This window comes from Jatrophihabitans sp. YIM 134969, from assembly GCF_054456675.1.
In genome coordinates, this window is record NZ_JBTJEQ010000010.1 from 74,243 (window position 1) to 99,496 (window position 25,254).

The 25,254-nt window shown below is 73.3% G+C and carries 24 protein-coding genes; 13 read left to right on the top strand and 11 right to left on the bottom strand.

Annotated features, from left to right (window positions below; translation table 11 throughout):
• Positions 1 to 105: 105 nt before the first annotated feature.
• The gene (locus ACXR2U_RS07740) at positions 106 to 2,082 is read left to right on the top strand and encodes a S9 family peptidase (RefSeq protein ID WP_458824388.1); all 1,977 of its coding nucleotides are present in this window, start codon (positions 106 to 108) and stop codon (positions 2,080 to 2,082) included.
• Between the two features lie 45 nt (positions 2,083 to 2,127).
• On the opposite strand, the gene ACXR2U_RS07745 is transcribed toward ACXR2U_RS07740, so the two are convergent.
• The 3 genes from ACXR2U_RS07745 to ACXR2U_RS07755 all read right to left on the bottom strand — a co-directional run bounded on the left by ACXR2U_RS07745 (position 2,128) and on the right by ACXR2U_RS07755 (position 7,439).
• Positions 2,128 to 3,108, bottom strand: coding sequence for a helix-turn-helix domain-containing protein (locus tag ACXR2U_RS07745; RefSeq protein ID WP_458824389.1), 981 nt, complete (start codon positions 3,106 to 3,108; stop codon positions 2,128 to 2,130).
• A gap of 52 nt (positions 3,109 to 3,160) precedes the next feature.
• On the bottom strand, positions 3,161 to 6,853 hold the full coding sequence (locus tag ACXR2U_RS07750) for a S53 family peptidase (protein ID WP_458824390.1): 3,693 nt from the start codon (positions 6,851 to 6,853) through the stop codon (positions 3,161 to 3,163).
• 169 nt (positions 6,854 to 7,022) lie between these two features.
• Positions 7,023 to 7,439, bottom strand: coding sequence for a VOC family protein (locus ACXR2U_RS07755; RefSeq protein WP_458824391.1), 417 nt, complete (start codon positions 7,437 to 7,439; stop codon positions 7,023 to 7,025).
• 32 nt (positions 7,440 to 7,471) lie between these two features.
• Between ACXR2U_RS07755 and ACXR2U_RS07760 the strand changes: the two genes are divergently transcribed.
• From ACXR2U_RS07760 to ACXR2U_RS07775, 4 genes are all read left to right on the top strand, one after another.
• Positions 7,472 to 8,116, top strand: a complete 645-nt coding sequence (locus tag ACXR2U_RS07760; RefSeq protein WP_458824392.1) for a class I SAM-dependent methyltransferase — start codon at positions 7,472 to 7,474, stop codon at positions 8,114 to 8,116.
• Between the two features lie 83 nt (positions 8,117 to 8,199).
• Positions 8,200 to 8,433, top strand: a complete 234-nt coding sequence (locus tag ACXR2U_RS07765) for a sigma factor-like helix-turn-helix DNA-binding protein (RefSeq protein ID WP_458824393.1) — start codon at positions 8,200 to 8,202, stop codon at positions 8,431 to 8,433.
• Positions 8,434 to 8,522: 89 nt separating this feature from the next.
• Complete coding sequence (locus ACXR2U_RS07770) at positions 8,523 to 8,864, top strand: DUF3140 domain-containing protein (RefSeq protein ID WP_458824394.1); 342 nt, start codon at positions 8,523 to 8,525, stop codon at positions 8,862 to 8,864.
• Between the two features lie 13 nt (positions 8,865 to 8,877).
• Positions 8,878 to 9,171 carry a putative quinol monooxygenase gene (locus ACXR2U_RS07775; RefSeq protein WP_458824395.1) on the top strand — a complete coding sequence of 98 codons (294 nt, stop codon included), beginning with the start codon at positions 8,878 to 8,880 and terminating at the stop codon, positions 9,169 to 9,171.
• Here the strand turns inward: ACXR2U_RS07775 and ACXR2U_RS07780 are convergent.
• Positions 9,152 to 10,102 (bottom strand): AraC family transcriptional regulator, encoded by a 951-nt coding sequence (locus ACXR2U_RS07780; RefSeq protein WP_458824396.1) that lies wholly within the window; start codon positions 10,100 to 10,102, stop codon positions 9,152 to 9,154. The genes ACXR2U_RS07775 and ACXR2U_RS07780 overlap by 20 nt on opposite strands.
• Before the next feature lie 116 nt (positions 10,103 to 10,218).
• On the opposite strand from ACXR2U_RS07780, the gene ACXR2U_RS07785 reads away from it, so the two are divergent.
• Positions 10,219 to 10,971 carry an SDR family NAD(P)-dependent oxidoreductase gene (locus ACXR2U_RS07785; protein WP_458824397.1) on the top strand — a complete coding sequence of 251 codons (753 nt, stop codon included), beginning with the start codon at positions 10,219 to 10,221 and terminating at the stop codon, positions 10,969 to 10,971.
• 16 nt (positions 10,972 to 10,987) lie between these two features.
• Here ACXR2U_RS07785 and ACXR2U_RS07790 read toward each other — a convergent pair whose 3' ends face one another.
• Positions 10,988 to 12,883, bottom strand: coding sequence for an ABC transporter ATP-binding protein (locus tag ACXR2U_RS07790; RefSeq protein WP_458824398.1), 1,896 nt, complete (start codon positions 12,881 to 12,883; stop codon positions 10,988 to 10,990).
• Positions 12,880 to 14,667: an ABC transporter ATP-binding protein gene (locus ACXR2U_RS07795; RefSeq protein ID WP_458824399.1), complete on the bottom strand. Its 1,788-nt coding sequence runs from the start codon at positions 14,665 to 14,667 to the stop codon at positions 12,880 to 12,882. The genes ACXR2U_RS07790 and ACXR2U_RS07795 overlap by 4 nt, the downstream gene beginning before the upstream one ends.
• A gap of 101 nt (positions 14,668 to 14,768) precedes the next feature.
• Here ACXR2U_RS07795 and ACXR2U_RS07800 point away from each other — a divergent pair, with 101 nt between their 5' ends.
• On the top strand, positions 14,769 to 15,398 hold the full coding sequence (locus tag ACXR2U_RS07800) for a hypothetical protein (RefSeq protein WP_458824400.1): 630 nt from the start codon (positions 14,769 to 14,771) through the stop codon (positions 15,396 to 15,398).
• 21 nt (positions 15,399 to 15,419) lie between these two features.
• Here the strand turns inward: ACXR2U_RS07800 and sepH are convergent, their stop codons facing one another.
• On the bottom strand, positions 15,420 to 16,538 hold the full coding sequence (gene sepH / locus ACXR2U_RS07805) for a septation protein SepH (RefSeq protein WP_458824401.1): 1,119 nt from the start codon (positions 16,536 to 16,538) through the stop codon (positions 15,420 to 15,422).
• 230 nt (positions 16,539 to 16,768) lie between these two features.
• On the opposite strand from sepH, the gene ACXR2U_RS07810 reads away from it, so the two are divergent.
• Both ACXR2U_RS07810 and ACXR2U_RS07815 read left to right on the top strand, forming a co-directional pair.
• On the top strand, positions 16,769 to 16,963 hold the full coding sequence (locus ACXR2U_RS07810) for a hypothetical protein (protein WP_458824402.1): 195 nt from the start codon (positions 16,769 to 16,771) through the stop codon (positions 16,961 to 16,963).
• Between the two features lie 43 nt (positions 16,964 to 17,006).
• Positions 17,007 to 17,249 (top strand): hypothetical protein, encoded by a 243-nt coding sequence (locus tag ACXR2U_RS07815; protein WP_458824403.1) that lies wholly within the window; start codon positions 17,007 to 17,009, stop codon positions 17,247 to 17,249.
• Here ACXR2U_RS07815 and serC read toward each other — a convergent pair.
• Genes serC through ACXR2U_RS07830 form a run of 3 tightly spaced genes read right to left on the bottom strand, consistent with a single transcriptional unit; the run spans position 17,212 to position 20,332 of the window.
• On the bottom strand, positions 17,212 to 18,348 hold the full coding sequence (gene serC / locus ACXR2U_RS07820) for a phosphoserine transaminase (protein ID WP_458824404.1): 1,137 nt from the start codon (positions 18,346 to 18,348) through the stop codon (positions 17,212 to 17,214). The genes ACXR2U_RS07815 and serC overlap by 38 nt on opposite strands.
• A complete protein-coding gene (locus ACXR2U_RS07825) occupies positions 18,345 to 19,226 on the bottom strand; it encodes an NmrA family NAD(P)-binding protein (protein WP_458824405.1) in 882 nt (293 codons plus the stop codon). Before ACXR2U_RS07825 ends, serC begins: the two co-directional genes overlap by 4 nt.
• Entirely contained in the window at positions 19,223 to 20,332 is a 1,110-nt protein-coding gene (locus ACXR2U_RS07830; protein ID WP_458824406.1) for a citrate synthase 2, read from the bottom strand. The genes ACXR2U_RS07825 and ACXR2U_RS07830 overlap by 4 nt, the downstream gene beginning before the upstream one ends.
• Positions 20,333 to 20,507: 175 nt before the next feature.
• Between ACXR2U_RS07830 and pdxH the strand changes: the two genes are divergently transcribed.
• From pdxH to ACXR2U_RS07845, 3 genes are all read left to right on the top strand, one after another.
• A complete protein-coding gene (pdxH, locus tag ACXR2U_RS07835) occupies positions 20,508 to 21,125 on the top strand; it encodes a pyridoxamine 5'-phosphate oxidase (protein ID WP_458824427.1) in 618 nt (205 codons plus the stop codon).
• Positions 21,122 to 22,489, top strand: a complete 1,368-nt coding sequence (locus tag ACXR2U_RS07840) for an MFS transporter (RefSeq protein WP_458824407.1) — start codon at positions 21,122 to 21,124, stop codon at positions 22,487 to 22,489. Before pdxH ends, ACXR2U_RS07840 begins: the two co-directional genes overlap by 4 nt.
• A gap of 146 nt (positions 22,490 to 22,635) precedes the next feature.
• Complete coding sequence (locus ACXR2U_RS07845) at positions 22,636 to 23,031, top strand: hypothetical protein (RefSeq protein ID WP_458824408.1); 396 nt, start codon at positions 22,636 to 22,638, stop codon at positions 23,029 to 23,031.
• A 51-nt stretch (positions 23,032 to 23,082) separates the two neighbouring features.
• Here the strand turns inward: ACXR2U_RS07845 and ACXR2U_RS07850 are convergent, their stop codons facing one another.
• The gene (locus ACXR2U_RS07850; RefSeq protein WP_458824409.1) at positions 23,083 to 23,712 is read right to left on the bottom strand and encodes a class I SAM-dependent methyltransferase; all 630 of its coding nucleotides are present in this window, start codon (positions 23,710 to 23,712) and stop codon (positions 23,083 to 23,085) included.
• 101 nt (positions 23,713 to 23,813) lie between these two features.
• Between ACXR2U_RS07850 and ACXR2U_RS07855 the strand changes: the two genes are divergently transcribed.
• Positions 23,814 to 25,151 (top strand): DNA polymerase IV, encoded by a 1,338-nt coding sequence (locus ACXR2U_RS07855; protein WP_458824410.1) that lies wholly within the window; start codon positions 23,814 to 23,816, stop codon positions 25,149 to 25,151.
• Positions 25,152 to 25,254: the final 103 nt, after the last annotated feature.

Sequence of the window (25,254 nt, forward strand, 5' to 3'; positions counted from 1 at the left end):
TGCGTCGCTCCGGCACCAGATCTGCAGCAGTGCTGCACGCGGGTGGCGGCGACACCACGGACCGCCCACCTCGAGGCGGTGGTCGGACGCGCCTAGGGTGACGACGTGACTGCTCCGGGCGTTCAGGTCGCCCCCTACGGTTCCTGGTCCTCGCCGATCTCCGCCGACGACGTCGCGGCGGGGTCGCACCCGGTCGGCGGCGGACGCTTCGTGGGCGACGAGATCTGGTGGTTGGAGCTGCGGCCGTCGCAAGCGGGGCGCTACGCGGTGCTGCGGCGCGACGCGGCGGGCAAGGTGCACGAGGTGTTGCCGGCGCCGTGGGACGCGCGGACCCGCGTGCACGAGTACGGCGGCGGCGCCTGGACGCTGACCGCGGCCAACGACCTCGTGTTCGCCGAGTTCAGCGACCAACGCCTGTACCTCCTGCACACTGGCGACAAACCGCAGGCGCTGACAGCCGCACCGCCCGAACCGGCGGCGTGGCGGTACGGCGAACTGCAGATCGTCGGCGACGAGGTGTGGTGCGTGCGCGAGGTGCACGACGCGGACGGCGTCCACCGCGACCTCGCGGCGGTGCCGCTCGACGGCTCGGCGGCCGACGACCCGTCGCGGGTGCGCTCGCTCGTCGGGGGTTCGCACTTCCTGGCCGGGGCACGGCTCTCGCCCGACGGCACGACGTTGGCCTGGATCGCATGGGAACACCCGCAGATGCCGTGGGACGGCACCGAGTTGCGCGTCGCGGAACTGCAGCAGGATGCAACGTTCGGTCCGGCGCGCACGCTCATGGGTTCCGCCGGCACCGACGTACCGCCGGAGTCGGTGCTGCAGCCGGAGTGGACGCCGGACGGACGGCTGTACGCCGTCGCCGACCGCACCGGGTTCTGGAACCTCCACGAGGTGCCCTTGGACGGCACGGAGCCGCGGAACCTGTACCCGGTCGAGGCCGAGGTCGGCGGCCCGCTCTGGACGCTCGGCCTGCGCTGGTACACCCTGCTCGACGACGGCACGGTGCTCGCCGTCCGCACGCTCGGCACCGACACCCTTGTGGTGATCGACCCGGCTAGTGGGACGGCGACCGACGTCGACCTACCGGGCGTGGCCGCGGTCGGTCTGCAGCAGGTCTCCGGCCGTCGGGCCCTGCTCGGGACCGGAGGATCCCGGCTGCCACGCGGCATCCGACTGCTCGACCTGGACTCCGGCGCGTTGTCCGACGTCCGCCTCGAGGTGGAGGACCTGCCGGACCCGAAGTGGTTCGCCGAAGCCCGCCTGATGACGTTCACCGGACCGGGCGGGCGCGACGTCCACGCCGTCGTCTACCCGCCCACGAACCCCGACGTCACCGCACCGGAGGGTGAGCTTCCCCCGTTCGTGGCGTGGGTCCACGGCGGCCCGACCAGTCGCGTGGCTCCGGCGATGTCACCCGCGGTGGCCTACTGGACGAGCCGGGGGATCGGGCTCGTCGACGTCAACTACGGCGGGTCGACCGGCTACGGCCGCGAGTACCGCGAGCGGCTGCGAGGCGGGTGGGGCGTGGTCGACGTCGAGGACACGGTGGCCGTCGTGCGTGGACTCGTCGACGCCGGTATGGCCGACACCGGCCGCCTCGCCATCGAGGGCGGATCGGCCGGCGGCTGGACCGTGCTGTCGTGCCTGACGCGCGCCGACGCGTTCGCCTGCGGCGTCTCGTACTTCGGCGTCACCGAGCTGATCCAGTTCGCCGCCGAGACCCACGACTTCGAATCCCGTTATCTCGACGGCCTCATCGGCCCGTTGCCCGAAGCACGGGAGCTGTACGACAGCCGCGCACCCGTCAACAACGTCGACGGCCTGACCGTGCCGGTCCTGGTGCTGCAGGGGCTCGACGACCCGATCGTGCCGCCGTCGCAGGCCGAACGCTTCGTCGAGGCCGTGCGGGCCCGGGGGGTCGCGTACGCCTACCGCACGTACGCGGGGGAGTCGCACGGTTTCCGTCGGCGCGAGACCGTCGTCGACGCCCTGGAGTCGTCGTTGGCCTTCTACGGTCAGGTCATGGGTTTCGACCCGCCCGGTGTGACGCCGCTGGAGCTGCAGCACGGCGGGTGACGGCGCGTTCGCTCCCGGCGGACCCGGTGATCGTGGGCCCGCCCGTCAGCCGTCCGCCGGGTCGTCGCGGTACAGCCGTTGGGTCTGCACCCCGAGCTGGTAGCGGGTGTGCGCCCCGAACTGGTCCATCAGCTCGCTGATGCGCCGCTGCACGGTGCGGTAGCCGACCTCGAGGTGCCGTCCGATCGCCTCGTCGGTGAGTCCGGCGTCGAGCAGGTCGAGGATCTCGCGCTGCAACGGGGTCAGCACCGACGACCAGCGCTGCGGGCCGGAGTCCACGTCGCGCAACGGGACGGCGCGCTCCCAGAACGACTCGAACAACGCCACCAGCGCCGACAGCAACGCCGACGGGTACACGACCACCGCGCTCTCGATGTCCGCGCTCTCGTGCAGGGGCGCGAGCGCCATCCGTTCGTCGGCGATGAACAACTTCATCGGCACGTTGTCGCCGATGCGGCAGACCTCGCCCGCCTCGCGCGAGACCTGGATGCGGTCGAGTTTGCCCGGCGCGGTGAGCGCGTCGCGGTCGTACACCGTGCGGTAGGAGACCCCCTGACGCAGGAGCACCGTCTCCGCCGGGTTCCCCGTGTACAGGTACGGCGGTTTGTCGAAGGCCCGCATCGAGGTCCGCGCGCTGTACTGCAGCTGCAACCACCGACGGTGGACGGCCTCGTCGCCCTTGACCACCTCGACCATCTCGCCCGACCCCTCGAGCCGGCTGGCGACCTCGTGTCGCTCGGCGAGCCCGGCCACCGTGCGCCGGACCTCGTCGAGGGCGTCCGCACGTTGCCGGACGAGGACGTCGAGCGCGGCTCCCGGTCCGACGGCGGACCAACGGTTGCCGCGTCCCTGTTCCCGCACGACCAGGCCGCGGTCCCGCAACCCGGACAGCACCCGGGTGACGGCCGGGGCCGACAGACCGCAGCGTGGTGCGAGCTGCGCGGCCGTCGACCCCGGCCGGTCGATCAGGGCGGTGTAGACGGACTCCTCGCGATCGGTGATCCCGACGTCGGCCAGCACACCCACCGATCGAGGATCGCTCGACCCGTCGTCCGACGACAAGGCGTCGAGCCCGGACTCACAGACCGCCGATCCCGTTGGGGGTCCCGACGCCCGTGGGGGCGTCGTAGCCCTTCACCGCGTTGCACAAGCGGTTCTGCGTGCTGCCGCAGTACCCGTTCGATCCCGAGGTGACGTCGTGGAACGCCGAGCGGTGCTGGTAGAGGTACCCCGGCCCGCCGACGGTGGCGGCGTTCCCGGCCAGCGCGTACACCGCGGCGATCAACGGCGCGGCGAGGCTGGTGCCACCGACCACGTACCAGCCGCCGCCGCTGGTGTAGGCGCTGTCGTAGATGCCGAGCCCGCTCGCCGGGTCGGCGTCGGCCGCGACGTCGGCCACCGTGCGCATGTGGCAGTTGGCGTCGGTCTGGTACGACGGCTTGGCGAAGTACGCCGAACAGCCGCTCCCGCCGTCGTTCCACGCCGTCTCGTCCCAACCACGTCCCACACCGGTGTCTGGTGTCAACCGGGTCCCGCCGACGGCGGTCACCTGCGGCACGCTCGCCGGGAACTGGGCGCCGCCCAGCGTGCCGTGGTAGCCGAAGCCGATGTCACCGGAGCTGACGACGATCGGCACACCGGGGTGCTGGTAGTCCTTCGCGAAACCCTTGACGGCGGGGTTCTCGTACAGCCCGTAGCTGTTCGACACGACGTCGGCACCGAGCCGGACCGCGGTGTCCACCGCCTGCCCGAGGTCGGGGATCGACGCGGAGTCGGCCACGACCAGCATGAGGTGGCACTTCGGACAGGCCGCCGACACGGCGTCGAGGTCCAGGGCCGTCTCCAGCCCCCAGCCGGGGTCGTACGACGGCGGCGACGGCGGTCCGTCACCGAGCTGGTCGGTGATCGTGAGGCAGCCGTTCGCGACCGTGCACGCCGGAAGTCCGTACTGCTTGCGGTAGACGGCCAGGTCCGCCGCGATGTTCGGGTCGCCCGGAGCGTCCACCAGTGCAACGGTCTGGCCGCCGCCCTGGGACACCGGGAGCTTGTAGGCGCTGGCGATGTCGGCCGGGCCGTACCCGGACGGTGGCGTCGTCAGCGTGGCGGCCTTCGTCATGAGCGGGGCGCCGTCGTCACCGGTGCGCACCAGGGCGTCGCAGGCCGCGGTCGTGGCGGTGGGGGCCGCGCACACCGCGGCCGACGTGCCGGCCGTGCCGGTGCCACGCGGGGTGCCGGCCGCCGGGTCGCCCACCCCGGTGCCGCGGCTCGCGGCGCTGCCGGCCAGCGTGAACGCGCGGACGACGGTCTGGCTGACCTCGCTGCCCTGGCTGTCGTCGTCGGAGATCTTGAGCGAGACGAAGCCGGTCACCGAGGTCGGGTCCGGCGTCTGGACGGTGACGCGGAACGTGCCGCCGCCCGCCGACTGCACCGCGCTGACCCGCTGCCACGAGGTGCCGTCGTCGTAGGACACCTGCACGCTCGGGTTCTGGATCGTGGCGGTGGTGGTGGCGCCGGGGAGGTGACGACCGCGGACGGTGAAGGTGACCGCGCCGGGGGCCGTCACACCGGTGTGCTCGTCCTGCGGGACCTGGTAGTCGAGCACGACCAGCGGCAACACCGAGCACGCGCCGGTGAGCGCACCGCAGGTGTAGCCCGCGGGCAGCGGGGTGGTGGTCGTCGACGGCGCCGAGCCGAAGGTCCACCGCGTCGTCGTCGACGTCGCCAGCGACGACCACGGCGCGTTGCGGTCGACCGTGTAGTCCAGCTCGTAGCTCCCGTACCCGGGGCTCGCCGGCAGGGTCGTGACGCCGGAGCCGAGGCTCGGGTCGGTCGCGGTCGTGGTGCTCGCGACCAGGGATCCGTTGACGATCTCGTCCAGTTCCTCGGTGTCGGTCAGCGACGGACCGCGGAACGGTGCCGTCACCAGCGCCGACGCCCGGTGGTCGTTGCTGCCGTCGACGTAGGGGGAGACGTCGAAGCCGATCGAGTTCGGCGTGCGGCACGCCGCGCAGGTCTCCGTCACACCGGCCGGGAGCGTCCCGGGATCCGCGACACCCGGCCGCTCCGGCCCGGCGAACCACTCGACCGGCGTCTGCCCGCCCGGCTGGAAGCGTTGGTAGGGCCCGGTGAAGATGTCCGCGTTGCGGTACTGCGGTTCGTCGATCGGGGTGGCGATCTCGCTCCACACGGTCGTGCGGTCGTGGCCGTCGGCGAGCACGTACCCGGTGATGTGCGCCGGTTCCACGACGGGCGCGGCCTCGCCGAGCCCGGTCGTCTCCCAGGGCTCGAGGCCGATCCGGACGTGCCAGCCCGTGCGGCCCGGGACCTCACTGGCGAACGTCTCCGGGATCGCGGCCAGCGCGGCTGTTCCCACCTTCGTGGGGAACGCCGGGGGCACGGAGCCGTCCGCGGACGGGTAGCGCAGGTTGTACGTGTGCCCGGTCGCGGGCGAGTCGAGCTCCTCCTCCTCGTAGAACCGCCGGTGGCCCTTGGTGACGGCGCCGGGTGACGGCGCGGCGAACAGTTCCGAGGCGATGACCCCGTGCGCGAGCAGGCTCGGCCCGCGCTCGACGGCGAAGGGCAGGTCGAGGCTGTCGTCGGTCGACGTGCGGTCGGTCATCAACTCGGCCACGGGGGTGCAACAGGCGTCGCTGGTCCGCCACCCGGCCGTCGTGTCCGCGTCGGGAGTGGCGATGAGCGGCACCGCGTTCGCCGTGCGGGCGTCGAAGGTCAACGTGGTGTCCTTCGTGACCGCGACCTGCGGCTGCCAGAGCAGCGACGTGCTGGTGTCCCAGACCGTGCTGACCGTGCCGTCGTCGAACCGGATCGTCTTCTGGAACCAGGTGCTCACCTGCGCGCGCACGTCGTAGGTTCCGGCGGGCACGCTCCACTTCTGCTTCGCGGTCGTCACCGGGATCTCGGCGTCGAAACCCGCCGGGTCGTCGAGGTCCGTGACGAGGAAGAACCCGTCGTTGCCGGCGAAGTCGGCGTTGGGCGCCTTGCCGTCACGTCCGATGGCCTTGAGACCGAGGGTCTCCATGACGAAGCCGGGGTCCTCCGCCGCCGCGCCGGTGCCGGCGACCGTGGGGTCGACGGGGTGCGCGGTGGCGCTGTCGAGGGCGATGGTGCGGATGCCCGCGAACGCATCAGGACCGGCGCTCGCCGGACGCGCTCCGCCGTGGGCGACAGCGACGTCGGCCTGCAGTCGCAGCGCCAGGCGGCGGCCGAACGTCGCAGCGCTCGCGACCGGTTCGCTGGCCGTGGACGCCGCGCTGACGTCGGTCCCGTGCGGCACCGCCGCGGGTCGTGCGGTCGACACGCTCGCTCCGGGGACGGCGGGTCGCGCGCCGGCGTCGTCGGCGACGACGGTGAGCGGGGTGGCGGCTCCGGAGACGGCTCCCGCCCGGACGAGCGCGCTGACGTCGAACAGCGACCAGTCCAGCAGCCCACCCAGGTAGGGAGCGGCGTCCGACGGCACGACGAAGGTGTCGCCGCGCAGGACGAACATCGAGAACCCCACGGGTGCGGTGGCGTCGCCCCGGTCGGCCGCGTGCGTGACCACCGACTGCCGGCCGCCCCGGTGCTCGACGGTGACCTGGTCACCCGTCACGAGCGTGATCGTGGCGTCGGGCAGCGCGGCGGTCGAGGGGGAGACCGGTGCGGGAGCGGGCGCTGCTGGCGGTGCCGCCGTCGCCGGCAGGGTGACGGTGACGAGCAGGCCGGCCGTGAGGGCGGGCACGGTCAGGAGAGAGCGGATGGTGCTGCTGCGCAAGGGAAACCTCCGACGACGACGCGGGTCGCCGTCAGTGTTCAGGCGCGTCGCGACCCTGTGGGCAGCCCGCTGGAGCGTCTTCGCGCCGGTGGCGCGAACCCGCCAGAGCCACGGCGAGCGCGGCGCGTTCGCGTCGTGTCAGGCGGACGTCGGTGCGACGCAAAGACCTCTAGGGCAGCACGCTGCGGCCCACCGGACCCGGGTTCCACGCGACCTCCCACCAGAACCCGGCGGGGTCGCAGAAGTAGCCGCTGTACCCGCCCCACTCGCGATCGGTGGCCGGCCGCACCTGCGACGCGCCGGCCGCGCGGGCCTGCGCCAGCGTCGTGTCGACCTCCTCGCGGGTGGCCACGTTGTGCGCCAGCGTCATCGGCGCCACCCCCTCGCCGCGGCGTACCGGCCCGACCTCGTCCTCGAACTCCGCCTCCGCCCACAACGAGAGCACCACCCTCGGCGCGACCGCGATCATCACGACGCTGTCGGCGATGTCGAGTTCGGCGGTCCAGCCGAGTCCGTCGAGGTAGAACTCCCGGACGCGGGCGAGGTCGGGAACGGCGAGCGTGATGAAGCTCAGGCGCTGGTCCACCCGCTCATCCTGGCCGAGCGCACACTCGGGGCGTGACCGACGCGCTGCCCTCCTGGTTCACGTCCCGCGACGACGACCGGCCGGACGGCGAGTTCTACCGGGCGCCGCGGCTGGTGACGCACATCGACGACGCCGCCATCGCCGCGGTGGGCGATCTCTACGCCGAACTGGCGGTCGACGGATCGGCGCCGCAGCCCCGACGCGTCCTCGACCTCATGTCGTCGTGGGTGTCGCACCTGCGCACGCCACCGGCCGAGCTCGTCGTCCTGGGCCTCAACGCGGTCGAACTCGACGCGAACCCCGTGGCCACCGAACGGATCGTGCACGACCTCAACGTCGATCCGCGGATCCCGCTGCCCGACGACGACGTCGACGCCGTCCTGTGCTGCGTGTCGATCGACTACCTCACCCGCCCGGTGGAGGTGCTGGCCGACGTGGCGCGGGTGCTGCGGCCCGGCGGCTCCGTCGTCATCACCTTCTCCAACCGGTGCTTCCCGACCAAGGCCGTGCACGGCTGGCTCTCGGCCGACGACGAGGGCCGCGCGGGCATCGTCGTGGACTACCTGCGCCGCGCCGGTGGCTTCACCCCGGCCCGGGCGTCGCTGCGGACGCCGGCCGACCGCTCCTACCGCGGCGACCCGCTGTGGGCCGTCGTCGCCGAGGCCCGGCCCCGCTGAGTCGCCGGCCGCGTTCTGTTCAGGGGACAATCTCTGCAGCGACAAGTGGACGAGGTCCCCAGCGGGGTGGAAACCTGCCGCGCGTGACCACGGCCGAGATGCTCGCGGCGCTCGACGACGTCGAACGCGGCGTCGTCCGGCTGGTCTACTTCGACGGTCTGACCGCCGCCGAGGCCGCAGGACGTCTCGGCCTCGAACGGCCGGTCGTCGCCCGGGCGCTCCGGTCGGCGTACCGACGGGTCGCGCGCCTCGTCCTGGACGACGCCGACCCCGAACCCACCTCGGTCCCGCTTCCACCGGCGGCGCTGGCCGGCTGAAGGCGGTCCACCCACGTCTCGGTCATCTGCGGAGACCCGTCCGGCATGAGGGTGGCGGTGAAGCACGGGCTCGCGGGTAGGTACCCGACATGGCCGATGACGACAAGCAGATCCGTGACGACTTCCACGAGGCCGTCAACATGACCGCGTCGGAGCTGGAGACGTGGTTGGACACCGACGAGTCGAAGTCCGTCGGACAGAAGAAGGGCGGCAGTGGTGAGAGCACCGGGCACGAGTCCGGACGACGCATCGTCGATCTGCTCACGACGAAGGTCGCCGACCTGACCGACGACGACCTCGCGCAGATGAAGCGCGTGCACGGGTACGTGTCGCGCCACCTCGAACAGAAGCCCGACACGTCGAGGTCGGAACTCGAGGAGACCCCGTGGCGGTACTCGTTGATGAACTGGGGCCACGACCCGTTGAAGTGACACACTCCGCTGCGTGTACGCACTCGTGGTCCGGTTCGACCTGCCCGACGCCGACGCCGCGGCGGCGTTCGACGACCTCGTGGCCGAGGTGGTGCCCACCATGGTGGAGTCCGAGCCGGGGACGCTGGTGTACACGACCCACACCGTGATCGACGCGCCGTGGTCGCGGATCTTCTACGAGGTGTACCGCGACCGCGACGCCCTCGACGAACACGAGGCCCGGCCGGCCACCGCCGCGTTCCTGGCCCGGGTCCGCGCGCTCGAGCCCGTCGTCCGCGTCGAGGCGGTCACGCCCGACCGCTCCTGACCGGCGCCACCTGCCGGGCCTGGTTCCGGAACTGGGCGGGTGACGAGCCGACGACACGGCGGAACGCGGTGCTGAAGGCACTCTCGGACCCGTAGCCCGTGGCGCGTGCGAGCTTCGAGATCGACACCGTCTCGCGGGCGAGGGCGTCACGGGCGAGGCTCATGCGCCACTGGCCGAGGTACTCCAGCGGCGGTACGCCGACGTGACGTTTGAACGTCTGCGCGAACGCGGAGCGCGACATGTGGCTGACCTGCGCGAGTTCCTGCAGGTTCCACGGGTGCGAGACGTCCGCGTGCATCGCGCGCAGGGCGGTGCCGACGCCGTCCTCGTTGAGCGCGCCGAGCCAGCCCGTCGGTCGGTCGGTCCGGCCCGCGTGGGCCCGCAGCATGTGCACGAGCAGGATCTGCGCGAGGTGGTTCTCCACCAGCGGACCGCCCGCGGCGGCGAGGCCGACCTCGGTGGCCAGCAGGTCGATCAGCTGCGCGAGCCGCGCGCCGTGGGGTTCGTCGGCGCGGACGACCACGACCGGTGGCAGCAGATCGGTCAGCAGCGCCGCGTTCTCGTCGTCGAAGCCGATGTGTCCGACGCAGAGGTACAGGTCGTCCTCGCGTTCGCGGCCGATCCGCACCAGCCCGTCGTGGGCGGCGGCGAACACCGGCTCGGCCGCCCGCGTCGGGGCGTCGGGAGCGCTGGCCAGCACGTAGGGCGGCGGGTTGCCCAGCAGGAACGTGTCGCCCTGCCGCAGGGGTACCGGCTCGTGCCCCTCGAGGACCAGCCAGCAACGGCCGCGCACCAGACCGCCGGTCCGGACGTGCGGGAAGGCCCGGAACCGGAGCCCCCACCGGCCGGTCGCCCGGACGCTCGGGCCGACCACCGTGCGCGGACGGAGCAGACCGATCGCGTCCGCCACCGGATCGCCGAACCCGAGCACGGCACCTCCTCTGGACGATGCGTAACGGATCGTGGACTGGACATGAGGCATCGTACGGCCGACATCCGCATGCTGGAGGTGTTCGCACGAACCGACGCACGAGACGGAGACACCTCATGGGACAGCTCGACGGGAAGACGGCGGTGGTGACCGGCGGCAGCAGCGGCATCGGGCTGGCCACCGCGGTCCGCCTGGCCGACGACGGCGCGCACGTGTTCATCACCGGCCGGCGGGAGGCGGAACTGCAGAGCGCGTTGGGTGCCGTCGGCCCCGGCCGCGCCACGGCGGTCGTCGGCGACATCTCGGAGCCGGCGGACCTCGACCGCCTGTACGACGCCGTCCGCGCACGGGGCCACGGCCTCGACGTGCTGGTGGCCAACGCCGGCGTCGCGGCTTTCGTGACGCTCGCGGACACCACGGCCGACCACCTCGACCAGACCTTCGGGGTCAACGTCCGCGGCACGGTGCTCACCGTGCAGAAGGCGCAGCCGCTGCTCAACGACGGCGCGTCGATCGTCCTGATCGGCTCGACCGCCGCCGACCGGGGCGTCGCGGCGTTCGGCGCCTACGCCGCGTCGAAGGCGGCCGTCCGGTCCTTCGCCCGGACGTGGGCGGTCGAGCTGAAGGATCGGGACATCCGCGTCAACGTGGTCTCACCCGCGTGGATCGAGACGCCGGGCGGGACGGCCGCGTTCGGCGACGAGGACGTCGCCCGGGCGGTCCGGGAGAACGTCGTGGCGACCGTGCCCCGCAAGCGGATGGGCCGACCGGAGGAGGCCGCGGCTGTCGTGGCCTTCCTGGCCTCGGACCAGAGCAGTTACGTCGACGGCGCGAACCTCTACGTGGACGGCGGGACCAACCAGATCTGACCCGGCGTCGACGGGATCAGACCAGCGAGTCCTTCCACGCCCCGTGCAGGGACGCGAAGCGGCCGTCGCCGGCGGCGATGAGGTCGGACGGGGTGCCGTCCTCGACGACCCGGCCGTCCTCGAGGACCAGGACGCGGTCGGCGATCTCGACCGTCGACAGCCGGTGGGCGATGATCAACGCGGTGCGCTGGTGCAGCACGGTGCGCAGCGCCCGCTGGACGAGACGTTCGGTCGGGACGTCCATGGACGACGTCGCTTCGTCGAGCACCAGCACCGCGGGGTCGGCGAGGAAGGCGCGGGCGAACGCGACGAGTTGGCGTTGCCCGGCCGAGAGCCGCCCGCCGCGCTTGCGCACGTCGGTGTCGTAGCCCTCGGGCAGCGCCGCCACGAACTCGTGGGCCCCGACGGCCCGGGCGGCCGCCTCGACCTCCTCGCGAGTCGCCTCGGGACGGCCGAAGGCGATGTTGTCGGCGACGGAGCCGGAGAACAGGAAGTTGTCCTGGGTGACCAGGACGACCGCCCGGCGCAGATCGGCCTCGGCGAGGTCGCGCAGGTCGACGCCGTCGAGGGCCACCCGCCCGGACGTGGGGTCGTAGAAGCGGGCGATGAGCTTGGCGATCGTCGACTTGCCGGCGCCGGTGGCGCCGACGAGCGCGACGGTCTGACCCGCGGGCACGTGCAGGTCGAGGTGGGGCAGGACGACCTTGGCGTCGTCACCGGTGCGGTAGGCGAAGTCGACGCCGTCGAGGTCGACGGCGCCCTCGACCGGGTCGGGCAGCGGGCGGGGCTCGCGGGTCTCCGGCACCGAGGGCTCCTCGGCGAGCAGACGCGAGATCTTCTCCAGTGCGGCCGTCGCGGACTGCAGCGACGTCCAGAACATCGACAGGTCCTCGAGCGGGTCGAAGAAGTACCGCACGTACAACAGGAAAGCCGTCAGCACGCCGAGTTCCAGGCTGCCGCCGGCCACCCGGAACGCGCCGACCACGAGGATCGCGACGAGCGCGATGCTGCCGACCAGGGTGGTGGTCGGGGTGAAGACCGCCTGCAACTTGTAGGTGACGTCGTTGGCGTCGCGGTAGGAGTTGTTCAGCGTGCCGAACAGCTTCTCGTTGCGGCGTTCGCGGCGGTAAGCCTGGCCGGCGCGGATGCCGTTGAACGTCTCGACGAAGTTGACGATGAGCACCGCGACGGTCTCGCGGGTGGCACGGAAGGCCGTCTTGGACCGGCTGGAGAACCACCGGAAGAGCAGGTACAGCGGCACGAACGCGGCGAAGGTGATGAGCGCGAGCTGCCAGTCGAGGACGACCAGCACGATCGCGATCCCGAACATCATCGCGAACGCCGCCAGCAGCTGGTCCAGCCCGGTGTCGAGCAGCTCGGTGAGGGTGTCGACGTCGGAGGTCAGCCGGGAGATGACCCGCCCGGAGGTGAACCGTTCGTGGAAGGAGACCGAGAGCTTCTGCGCGTGGTCGAACCCGCGCCGACGCAGCTCGTACAGGACGGCCTGACCGACCCGGCCGCCGATCTTGATGAACGCCCAGCGCAGGGCGCCCGCGGCCGTGCCGGTGACGACCAGCGCGATGCCGACGGTGAGCAGCGGCGTCCAGTCACCACGGCGGGCAGCGGGCAGCCCGGTGTCGATCGCGATACCGACCAGCCACGGCGCCGCGAGGAACGCAACGGTCTGCAGGGCCACGAGGGTGAAGGTCAGCGCCACCGCCCGCTTGTGGGGGCGCAGCAGGTCGCCGAGCAACCGACGGGCGTCGCGGTCCAGGCGCGCGCTCGCCGGGGCGAGCAGGGCGTCCTCGGCCTCGGCCGCGGCCGCGGCGTCTTCGGGCAGGCGGCCGCGCCAGTGGTCGACGTCGGTGTCGTCGCTCTCGCGGCCGATCGCGGTGCCGGTGTCGGTGCTCATCGCGCCGCCCCGGTGAGGTCGGACTCCTGGGCGAGCAGGTCGCGGTAGGCCGGCACGTCGCGCAGCAGGTCCTGGTGGGTGCCGACGGCGGTGATCCGGCCGCCCTGCAGCAGGGCCACGCGATCGGCGAGCGCGACGGTGGAGGGCCGGTGGGCCACGACCAGCGCCGTGCTGCTCGCGAGGACGCGGCGCAGTGCCGCCTCCACCAGTTCCTCGGTGTGGACGTCGAGAGCCGACAACGGGTCGTCGAGCACGAGCACCGGGGGACGGCCGAGCACGGCACGCGCCAGGGCGAGCCGCTGCCGTTGGCCGCCCGAGAGCGACAGACCCTGCTCGCCGATCCGGGTCTCGAGTCCGAACGGCAGGTCGAAGACGAACCCGGCCTGCGCGACCTCGACGGCCTCCGCGACGTCGGCGTCGGTGGCGTCGGGCCGGCCGAGCGTGACGTTCTCGCGCACGCTCGCCGAGAACAGCGTCGGTTCCTCGAACGCCGTGGCGACGCGGTGCCGCAGGTCGTCGAGGGAGAACTCGCGGACGTCGACCCCGCCGATCCGGATGGCGCCGCCCGAGACGTCGTGCAGCCGCGGCACGAGCGAGGTCAACGTCGTCTTGCCCGACCCGGTGGCGCCGACGAGCGCGACCGTCTCGCCGTCCTCGACGACCAGGTCGATGCCGGAGAGGACGTCGTGGTCGGCATCGGGGTAGCGGAACCGGACGCCGTCGAACTCGAGGCGGCCCGCGGGGACGCCGGTCGCCTCCGCGGGGACGGCCGCCGGAGCGGGATCGGCGATGGTGACCGGGGAGTCGAGCACCTCGAAGATGCGACGGGTGGCGCTGGCGGCTTCCTCCCCGAGGGCGAGGAACCAGCCGATCGAGATGATCGGCCACTGCAGCCGCAGGTACAGGGTGAGGAAGGCGACGAACGCGCCGAGGTCGAGGCTGCCGTGCACGACCGCGTACCCGCCGCCGACGACCACCACGCCGAGCACCACCTGCGGCACCGCTTCGAGGAAAGTCCAGAAGCCGGCGAGGGTGCGGATCTTGGTCAGCTCGGCACCGCGCAGCACCTCGGCCTGCCGACTGAACGACCGCAGCATCGTGGGGCGACGGCCGTAGGACTTGATGACGCGGATGCCCAGCGCCGACTCCTCGACCGCGGTCGCGAGGTCACCGGTGAGGTCCTGCGCGCGGCGGGCGTCGGCGCTGTAGCGGATCTCGAACGTGCGGGTCAGGTAGATGAGCGGGAGCAGCAGCACGACGACGGCGATGCCGAGCCACGGCTGCAGCCGGACCAGCAGCACGAAGATGACGCCGACGGTGAGCAGGTTCGCGACGAAGAAGATGGCGCCGAACCCCACGAAGCGGCGCACGGCCGACAGGTCGGAGGTCACGCGGGAGAGCAACTGACCCGAGGGCCACCGGTCGTGGAAGGAGACCGGCAGCCGTTGCAGGTGGGCGTGGACGTCGCGCCGGACATCGGTCTCGACGCCGAGGGCCACGGTGGCCATGGCCCAGCGGCGGCAGAAGAACAGCGCCGCCTCGAGCACGCCGAGCCCCATCGCCAGTCCGGCCAGGGCCCAGATGCCGTCGGTCTCGTGACGGGCGATCGGACCGTCGACCATCGCGCCGATGACCAGGGGCACGAACGACTGCGCGAGCATCGCCCCGGTGGCGGTCACGAACATGACGACGATGGCGCGCCGGTACGGACGCAGCCACGGGATCAACCGGCGCAGGCTCGCGAGGGTGCCGGCCGACGGTTCGGGAGCTGCCGTCGTGACCACGTCCGACACGGTACGTGCGGGGTCCGACAGTCTCGACTGCTTTACGCCTCCGGCGTGACCTTCGAGATCGAAATGTCGGAGGCCGGTGCCACGATCACGGCATGGCCACCGGACGTCCGAACCGCGTCGCACCCGACGGGTCCTTCCACGCCGTCCCCGAGCGCGGCGGCGTGTTCGGCAACCGGGGTCCACTGCTCGGCCGCGACGGCCGGGTGGCACGTCCGTTCCAGGTCACCCGGTGGATCGTCTGCGTGCTGGAGTTCGGGGGCCGGCGGCGGGAGCAGTGGCAGCCGGGCCGCTACACCGAGCTGTACTTCCTCGACGAGGCGACCGCGTTCGCCGCGGGCCACCGGCCGTGCGCGGAGTGCCGCCGCCCGGCGTTCGAGGCGTTCCGCGCGGCCTGGCAGCAGGCGTTCGGGCTCGACCACCTGCCGTCGGCGGGCGAGCTCGACGCGCGGCTGCACGCGGACCGGCTGGTCGACCGCGACCACCGCCGCACCTTCACGAGCCGGCTGGCGGAGCTGCCCGACGGCACGGTGGTGGAGGTCGACGGCGGGTGGTGGCTGGTCGCGGGGGCGCACCTGCGGCGGTGGTCGTTCGGTGGCTACCTCGAGGCGCGTGACCGCGCCGGGATCGACCGGCCGGTCACCGTGGTGACCCCGCGCGCCACGGTCGAGGTCCTGCGGGCGGGGTACCGCGCGGGACTCGACGGGTCGGCGGCCGAGCCGTGAGCAGGAGGAGGAGCGGTCGGTTCAGTCGGTACGGCGGCGGACGCCGAGCAGGATGTCGTCCCAGCTCGGGATCCGGGCGCGCGCCGCCTTGCCCTCGGCGGAGTCGGGATCGGCCTCGCCCTCGGCGTCGTGGCGGCCGCGGAACCGGCGGCCGGTGGGCGCGTTGGCGTCGGGCGCCTCGAAGGCGAACGGCAGCAGCGGCTCGGCCGGGTCGACGAGCTCGGCCGCGTCCACGGAGGCCGCGGGGACCGGCGCCTCGGCCCGGGTGGCCGTGTGCGCGGTCGGGCGGTCGAAGAACGAACCCAGGCCGCGCGGCGCGGGATCGGCCGGCCAGTCCGCCCCCACGAACGGGTCGGCGTGCGCCGCGGGCGGTGCGGGCTCGGGGGGTCCGTCGGGGCCGTCGAACACCGGCGGCGCGAGCCGCAGCCCGCCCGGGATCGGGCCGGTGGGGTGGCGCGGGTCGGCGAGCGTCGACTCGTCGTACGGTCCGCCGACCGTGGCCACGTCCTCGGGGTCGTCGTCCACGTCGACGCCGATCGGGCGCAGCGGACGGTCCGAGAGCAGGTCGCCCGCGGTCTCGTCGAGCGGGGTGATGACCCGGCTGGCCAGCGCGAACGTCCACTGGGCGAAGCGGTCGGTACCGGTGGCGCTCGGGCCCGCGCCGGTGTCGCGCCAGCCCGCCGTGACGGTCCACTGACCGTCGACGCGGCGGAAGGCGTCCCACGCGACGTCGGCGGGGTCGACCCCGTGCGCGGCGAGGCGGCCGTCGACGACCTCGCCGAACACCGCCATCTCGCCGGTCGGCGTGGTGCGCCGCGCGCGGGCGCGTCGGGCTTCGTCGGAGACCCGCACCCGCTCCTGCAGCACCGGGAAGGCGAAGCGCATCACCTTGTCCAGCGGGAGGCCCGCCTCCTCGGCGATGGCCTCGGGCGAGGCGCCGCCGCGCACCCGGGTCTGGATGTCGCGGGGCGACAACGTGACCGGGGCGTCGTCGGCACCGCCGGGCTTCGGCAGCTCCTGACGGGCCGCTGCCCGCAGGGCGTCGTCGAGCACGAGGGTGTACCGGTCGGAGCCGTCGAGCGCCTCGACGACGACATGCGCCGCGTCCTCACCGGGACCGGCGTACCGCAGCTGCCGCATGCCCGGAAACCCTAGGCGTGGGGCACCCCTCCGTCCGGTCACCACGCCGAGCGGACGGGGACCGACCCGATCGGACGGGGTCGGACGTCACTCCCAAGAGCACGCCGGACACCCTGCGGACACCGCGCCCCTCGGCCGGACCGTCACGGTCGGGTTGCCGCCGCACCCTTCCTGTGCTGAGCTGTGCCCGCTTCACTCCGAGCTCATCCGCATCCCTCGAGGCGGTCGCTGTGTCCCCATCCCCGTCAGCCGCGCTCGCCGCGGCGGACGCCCACCACCTGGGCGCCGTGCGCTCCGTCGTGTCGTCGGCCTGGCACGGCCTCTACGGCTTCGCGACCGGCAGCCCGTGGTTCGCGATCGTCGCGATGGTCCCCGCCGTCGCCCTGCTGGTCGGCTGCACCCGCCTCACGGTCCGCCGCCACTGACCCGGCCCGGCGCGCCACCGCCTCCGGTTGTCACACTCGGGAGGTGTCCGCACCGCTGCGACCCCGCTCGCCCCGCTGGTCGGTGCTCCTGCGTTTCGGCGTCGGGTTCACCGTCGCCGGGCTGTTCATCGCGCTGTTCAGCTACCAGGACCCGACGTTCGGCTTCGTGGTCCTCGCGGTCGGCGTGGCCTGCCTGCTCGCGTCGGTCGTGACGTACTTCCGGGAGTCCGCAGCGGAGCGTGAGCGGCTCAGAGGTGGTCGACCACCCAGTCGACGCAGCGAGTGAGGGCGCTGACGTCGTCCGGGTCGACGGCGGGATACATGCCGACGCGGAGTTGGTTGCGTCCGAGCCCGCGGTAGGGCTCGACGTCGACCACGCCGTTGGCACGCAGCACCTTCGCCACGGCCGCGGCGTCGACGTCCACGGCGTCGACCGTGCCGACCACCGGTGAGCGCCACCGCGGGTCCTCGACGAACGGCGTCCAGTGCTCCGAGCGCTCGGCCCAGTCGTAGAGCCGCGCGGACGAATCGTTGCACCGTGCAGCAGCGGCGCTGAGGCCGCCGTCCGCGAGCATCGCCTCGAGTTGCTCGACCAGCAACCACAGCGTGGCGATGGCCGGGGTGTTGTAGGTCTGGTCCTTGCGGGAGTTCTCGAGCGCGATGAGCAGGTCGAGCGAGGCGGGCAGCCACCGGCCGTCGTCGCGCCGCCGCACCTCGTGGAGTCGCTCGATCGCGGCCGGCGAGAACGTGGCCAGCCAGAGACCGCCGTCGGACGCGAAGACCTTCTGGGGCGCGAAGTAGTAGACGTCGGCCGCGCTGACGTCGACGTCGAGCGCGCCCGCGGCCGACGTGGCGTCGACGAGCGTGATCGCGTCCTCGGGCAGACCGTCCCGCGTGACCGGGAGGACCACGCCGGTCGAGGTCTCGTTCTGCGGCCAGCAGTAGGTGTCGACCCCGACCTCGGCGTTGCATCCTGCACCGGTTCCCGGTTCGGCCGCGAGGATCGAAGGCGGCGCGAGGAAGGGGGCGGCCGTGACCGCCGCGGCGAGCTTGGACGAGAACTCCCCGCACACGACCGTCTGCGCCTTGGCCAACACCAGGTTGGCCACCGCGGCGTCCCAGAAGGTGGTCGAACCGCCGTTGCCGAGCACCACCTCGTAGCCCTCGGGCAGGTGCAGCAGCGCCGCGATCCCGGCCTTCGCGCGCGCCACGAGGTCCTTGACCGGCGCCTGCCGGTGCGACGTGCCCATGACGGCCGCGCCGTCCGCCCCGAGGGAGGCGAGCGCCGCGGCCGGGACCTTCGACGGTCCGGAGCCGAAGCGGCCGTCGGCCGGCAGGAGGTCCGCCGGGATGCGGAGCGGGTCGGGGTGCGCGGGCGAGCTCACGCCGTGAGTCTGGCGTACGACTCGGGGTGGGCGCGCAGCCATTCCCCGGCCGACGTCGCCGGGTGCCCCGCGATCCGCTCGACGGTGTCGGTGACGGCGTCGAGTTCACCGGCGGCCACGGCGGCGTAGGTCGTGATCCAACCTTCGATCTCGAAGTCCGCGGCGTCGTAGGCCGCCCGGCGCGCGGCGCGGGCCTCGTCGAGACCTTCGTCGACGTAGGTGATCTCGCGCCCGGTCACCTCGGACAGCAGCGCGACGGTCTCGCCGATCGTGAGCGCCGCCGGTCCGGTGACGTCGTACACCTCGTCGGGCGGGGCCGCGACGAGCGCGCGGGCCGTGACGTCGCAGATGTCGTCGCGGGCGACCCACGACACCCGGCCGCCGTCGCGGTCACCCGCCGGGCCGCGCAGGACACCGTCGTCGCCGACCATCCCGGGCAGGAAGTCCACGTAGAGCGACGACCGGAGGAACGTGTGCTCCACGCCGGTCGAGCGGATGTGGACCTCGGTGGCGAAGTGGTCGCGGACGAAGGTGAACGTGGCGTCGGGGGAGGCGTGGACGAACGACGAGTAGACGATCCGCGACACCCCCGCGGCCCGGGCGGCGTCGACGGCGGACACGTGCAGGTCGACCCAGTGGGCGTCCTCCGCGGCCGACACCAGGTACAGCGTGTCGACGCCCTCGAGGGCGGCCGTCATCGCCGCGGCGTCGGCGTAGGTCGCCTCGCGGACGTCGTCGACGTCCGCGAGGGCACCCGTCAGCCGGGTCCGGTCACGTACGACCAGCCGCGGCGTCACCCCGGCGGTGAGCAGCCGCCGGGCCGCGCCGCCGCCGAGGTACCCCGTGGCGCCGGTGACCGCGATCAGACCGTTGCTCACTGGTGGGCGATGTCCGCCCAGCCCTCGACCTCGGAAGGCTTGCGGGGGTCCGGACCGATGTAGCGGGCGGACGGCCGGACCAGGCGGCCGGTCTTCTTCTGCTCCATGATGTGCGCGGCCCAGCCGGCCGTGCGGGCACAGGTGAACATGGCGGGCATCATGTGCGGCGGCACCTCGGCGAAGTCGAGGATGACGGCCGCCCAGAACTCGACGTTGGTCTCGATCGGGCGGTCCGGACGCCGCTCGCGCAGCTCGGCCAGCGCCGCCTGCTCCAGGGCGTTGGCCGCCTCGTAGCGGGGGGCGTCCAGCTCACGGCAGGTGCGGCGCAGCACGCGGGCGCGGGGGTCCTCGGCGCGGTACACGCGGTGGCCGAAGCCCATGAGCCGGTCGTGGCGGTCGAGGATGTCGGTGACGACCTTCTTGGCGTCGCCGGTCTTCTCGACGGCCTCGATCATCGGCAGGACGCGGGCGGGGGCGCCACCGTGCAGCGGGCCGCTCATCGCACCGACGGCGCCGGAGATCGCCGCGGCGACGTCCGCGCCGGTGGAGGCGATGACCCGCGCGGTGAAGGTCGAGGCGTTCATGCCGTGCTCGGCGGCCGAGACGAAGTAGGCGTCGACGGCCTGGACGTGCTTGGGGTCGGGCTCGCCGCGCCAGCGGACCATGAAGCGCTCGACGATGGTCTTGGACTTGTCGATCGTCGACTGCGGGACGGCCGGGGTCGACAGGCCGCGCGCGGACTGGGCCACGTAGCTCAGCGCCATGACCGAGGCGCGGGCCGCCTGGTCGCGGGCCTCGTCGTCGGAGATGTCGAGCAGCGGGCGGTAGCCCCAGATCGGCGAGAGCATGGCCAGCGCCGCCTGGACGTCGACGCGGACGTCGCCGGTGTGCACGGGGATCGGGAACGGCTCCGCCGGCGGCAGGCCCGGCCCGAACTTGCCGTCGACCAGCAGCGCCCAGACGTTGCCGAAGGTCACCGAACCGACCAGGTCCTCGATGTCGACGCCGCGGTACCGCAGTGAACCGCCGTCCTTGTCCGGCTCGGCGATCTCGGTCTCGAAGGCGATGACCCCTTCGAGGCCCGGGCTGTAGTCGCTGCTCGGCATCCTGATGTGCTCCGTTCCGGCGGTGGACTGGATCTGTGCGCTCGTACCCCATCATGCTCGGACGTCCGAGGGGGCTGCGAGGGGTCCACGTCACGGTGGCCCGCCGCCCGCGGCGGGCGTCGGCGCGGTGGGATGATGGCTCCCCGTGACGTCCCCGCCGCCCGACCCCGCGGCCATGCGTCGCACCTACGCCCGCGGTGAGCTCACCGAGGACGAACTCGCCCCCACGTGGTGGGCGCAGTTCGACGCCTGGTTCGCCACCGCCGCCGCCGATCCCGCGACCGTCGAGGCCAACGCCATGCAGGTCGCCACCGCCGACTCCTCCGGACGGCCGTCGGTCCGCACCGTGCTGTGCCGGGGCTACGGACCGACCGGGCTGACGTTCTTCACCAACCACGAGTCGGCCAAGGGCCAGGACCTCACCGCGAACCCGCGGGCGGCGGCGGTCTTCTCGTGGCTCGCCCAGGAGCGGCAGGTGCGCTTCGAGGGCCCGGTGGCGCCGGTGTCGCGCGAGGAGACCGAGGCCTACGTGGCGACCCGGCCGGCGGACTCGGTCGTCGGGTCGTGGGCGTCGCCGCAGTCGCAGGTCGTCGCCTCACGCGCGGAGCTCGACGAGCGGGTCGAGGCCGCCCGCGCCGCAGGCGTGCACGGCGCCCCGCCGTTCTGGGGCGGTTACCGCCTCACGCCGGTGACGGTCGAGTTCTGGCAGGGACGGCCCGACCGGCTGCACGACCGGCTGCGGTTCCGGGCGCTCGCCGACGGCGCGTGGGTCGTCGAGCGGTTGGCGCCGTGAGCGGATCCGCCGTCCCCGACCCCGAGGACGGTCTCGACCTCGAGGCCGACGCCGACATCGCCGGACCCGCCACCGCCGAACCCGCGACCGGGGTGCGGGCCTGGCTCGTGCGGCAGGGTGCCGACACGCGACCGCTCGCCGTCCCGCCGTTCCGTCGCCTCGCGATCGGTCAGGCCACCGCGTTCATCGGGTCGATGCTGACCCAGACGGCCGTCCCGGTGCAGGTGTACTCGCTCACCGACTCCTCGCTGCTGGTCGGCCTGGTCGGGTTCGCGGGCCTGGTGCCGATCGTGCTGTTCGGCCTCTACGGCGGGGCGATCGCCGACGCCGTCGACCGTCGCAAGCTCTACCTGATCAGCTCGCTCGGCACCTGGCTGGTGACCCTCGGTCTGCTCGCGCAGTCGCTGTTGCACGCCGACAGCGTCGTGCTGATCCTCGCGCTGGTCGTCGTGCAGTCCGGGGCGTTCGCGGTTGCGTCGGCCGCGCGCGGCGCGATCACCCCACGCATCGTGCCGACCGAACTGATCCCCGCGGCGAACACGCTGTCGTTCACGCTGGGCAACATCGGGCAGGTGATCGGCCCGCTCATCGCGGGCGTCCTGCTCGCGTTGTCCGGCGCGAAGGGCTTCGACCTCGCGTACGGCGTCGACGCGGTGCTGTTCACCGCCGCGCTGTACTCGGCGTTCCGGCTCCCGCCGATCCCGCCCGACGGCACGCTGGAGAAACCCGGTCTGCGCTCGGTGGTCGAGGGCCTGAAGTTCATCGCGACCCGACCGGTCCTGCTCATGAGCTTCGCGGTCGACATCTGCGCCATGGTGCTGGCCATGCCCCGCGCGCTGTTCCCCGCGGCCGCCGCCGACCGGTTCACCACCGGCAGCGTCGGGTGGCTGTACGCGGCGATCGCGCTCGGGGCGTTGGTGGCCGGCGTCTCGAGCGGGTGGATCGGGCGGATCCGACGCCAGGGACGGGCGTTGACGTTCGCGATCATCGCCTGGGGTCTCGCGGTCGCCGCCGCCGGACTGGTCGGCCAGCTGTGGCTGTGCGTGCTGTTGCTCGGGGTGGGCGGGGCCGCCGACCTCGTCAGCTCGGTGTACCGGCAGACGATCCTGCAGACCTACGCGCCGGACCAGATGCGCGGCCGCATGCAGGGCGTGTTCATCGCCGTGGTGGCGGGCGGTCCCCGCCTGGGCGACCTGCGCGCCGGGGTCACGGCCGACGTCACCAGCACGACGACGGCGTGGGTCGGCGGCGGGCTGGTGTGCGCCGCGGTGGTGGCCGTCCTCGGGTTCTCGGTGCGGTCGTTCTGGCGCTACACCCCGGACGACGCGCGCCTGGCCTCGGCGGAGCCTGCGACCCCGGTCTGACCTGCCCTCCCGGGTGAGGTGGCGGGCGAGGTTTCGGCGCGAGTTAGCGTGCGGTTAGGGCGACGACCGCGAATCTCATCACGCGTCGATCGACCCCCGGAGCGGGTCGAGGGCGCGGGAAAGCCCGAAGCCACCAGGAGATCCTCATGAACACCATCCGCACGCTCGGTGCCACCGCGGCCGTCGCCGCCGCCCTCGTCATCCCGGCCGTCGCGGCGGCACCGGCCCACGCCTCCGGCGGCCGCGACGGCGTCGAGGCCAGCGGCAGCTGCTCGGTCCGTGGCACCTGGGACCTCAAGGCCAAGACCGACGACGGCCGGCTCGAGGTCGAGTTCGAGGTCGACACGAACGTCCCCGGTCAGACCTTCACCGTCCGCGTCACCGACGGCCCGACCGTGGTGTTCGCGGGCTCCAAGACCACCGGGGCGCGCAGTGGCTCGTTCTCGGTCGAGCGCCGCACGGCCGACCGGGCGGGTGTCGACACCATCCGCGCCGTCGCGACGCGCGGCGGGAACACCTGCACCGGCGTCATCAAGATCTGATCCGGCGCCTCGGCAGATCCGTTGCAGGGTGCAACGGATCCGCCGAGCGGGTCAGGTGCTCGCCCCCACGCGGTGGGCGCGCAGCACCACGTCGTGGGTGTGGTGGGCACCGCCGCCTCCGTGGACCACCCGGGGGCGGGACGGCTCGAAGTGCACGTCCCACCCCTCGCCGAGCACGTCACGGACGTCGTCCGGGCTGACGTAGTCCGCGGGGTCGAAGCCGTGCGCGCGGGCGTGTTCGGGATCGGCGACGTGGTGCACCACGAGCAGCGTGCCGCCCGGCGCGACGGCGCGGGCCAGCGCGTGCTCGGCGTCGCGGCCGGGCGTGGCCCGCAGCGACGGGTACTGCGCCGACACCAGGTCGAACCCGCCCGCGGGCAGGTCGGCGTCGAGCAGGCCGTGGTGCAGCCAGGCGACCTCTGCGCCGACGTCCGCCGCGTGGCGGGCGGCGCGGTCCAGGGCCACCGACGACACGTCGAGCGCGGTCACCGCCCACCCGCGCCGGGCCAGCCAGACGGCGTCGGCACCCTCGCCGCACCCGACGTCGAGCGCGCGCCCGGGGGCGAGGTCCGCGACCTCCGCGACCAGCGCTCCGTTGGGGTCGCCGCTCCAGACCTGCTCGCGGCCGTACCGCTCGTTCCACTCGTCACTCTCGGACACCGGCACGCTCCCGCTCGTCACCGGTGCATCGTGGCCGACCGGCGCCGGTCGGCGCACGGAACCGTGCCGATCTGCAACCCCGGAGCCCGCCGTCGTCGGTACCGCCGCCTACCGTGCGGGGCGTGCGGTCCACGCCGTCGGTGCTCCACCTCGACATGGACGCCTTCTTCGCCGCGGTCGAGCAGCGCGACAAGCCGTCGCTGCGCGGCCGCCCGGTCATCGTCGGCGGCGTCGGCGGGCGCGGGGTGGTCTCGACCGCGTCGTACGAGGCCCGCCGGTTCGGGGCTCGCTCGGCCATGCCGACCGCGACCGCGCGGCGGTTGTGCCCGCCCGGCACCGCGTTCCTCTCGCCCCGGTTCCCGGCCTACCGCGCGGCCTCGGAGGTCGTGATGGGCCGACTGCGGGAGGTCTCGCCGCTGGTCGAACCGCTCTCGATCGACGAGGCCTACGTCGACCTCGCCGCGGGCGGTCACGACCTCGACGTCGGGGCGGTGACCACCCTCGCGGCCGAGCTCAAGGCCCGGCTGCTGGCCGAACTCGGGCTCACGGCGTCGATCGGGATCGGGTCGTCGAAGCTGGTGGCCAAGATCGGGTCCGACCTGCGCAAGCCCGACGGCCTGCTCGTGGTCCCCGCGGGCGAGGAGCTCACCACCCTCGCCGACCTGTCGGTCACGCGCATCCCCGGCGTCGGGCCGGCGACCGAGTCCCAGCTCCACCGCCGCGGGGTGAGCACGGTGGCCGAGCTGCGGGCGCTCGAGCAGACCGAGCTGGTCTCGATGTTCGGCACGGCCCACGGCACCGGCCTGTTCGCACTCGCCCGCGCCGAGGACGACCGCGCCGTGGTGCCGGACCGGGCCGCGAAGTCGGTCTCGGCGGAGGAGACGTTCGACGTCGACGTCACCTCCGTGCCCCGCCTGCACACCGAGATCGACCTGCTGGCCGCGCGGGTGGTGGCCCGTCTGAAGGCGTCCGGCACGCCCGGACGCACGGTCACCCTCAAGGTGCGCCGCTACGACTTCACCGGGCTCACCCGCTCGGCCACGCTGCCGCAGCCGACGGACGACCTCCGCACCGTGGTCGCCATCGCCCGACGGCTGCTGGCCGAACTCGACGTCACCGACGGCGTGCGCCTGGTCGGGGTCGGCGTCTCGAGCCTGGCGACGTACGTCCAGGACGACCTGTTCGCCGACGACGAGCACGAGGTGACGACGCCGACGGGTGACGCTCCGACTGTCGACGACGCACCGGAGGGCCCCGCCGAGCCGCCGGCCGCCCCCGCGCCGGAGTACCGGCCGGGGGCCGACGTCGTCCACGCCACCCGCGGGGCGGGGTGGGTCTGGGGATCGGGCCACGGCCGGGTGACCGTCCGGTTCGAGGGCCCGCACACGCCGCCCGGTCCGGTCCGGACGTTCGCCACCACCGACCCGGAGTTGCTCCCCGCCGACCCGCCCGTCTGGTGACGGTCCTGCCGGAGCCGCTCAGAGGGTGCACCGACGGAACGGTGCAAACTCCGAGCGCGCCGGACAGGAGTCCGACGAAGGCCGCGGAGGCGTCGCGGAGGCG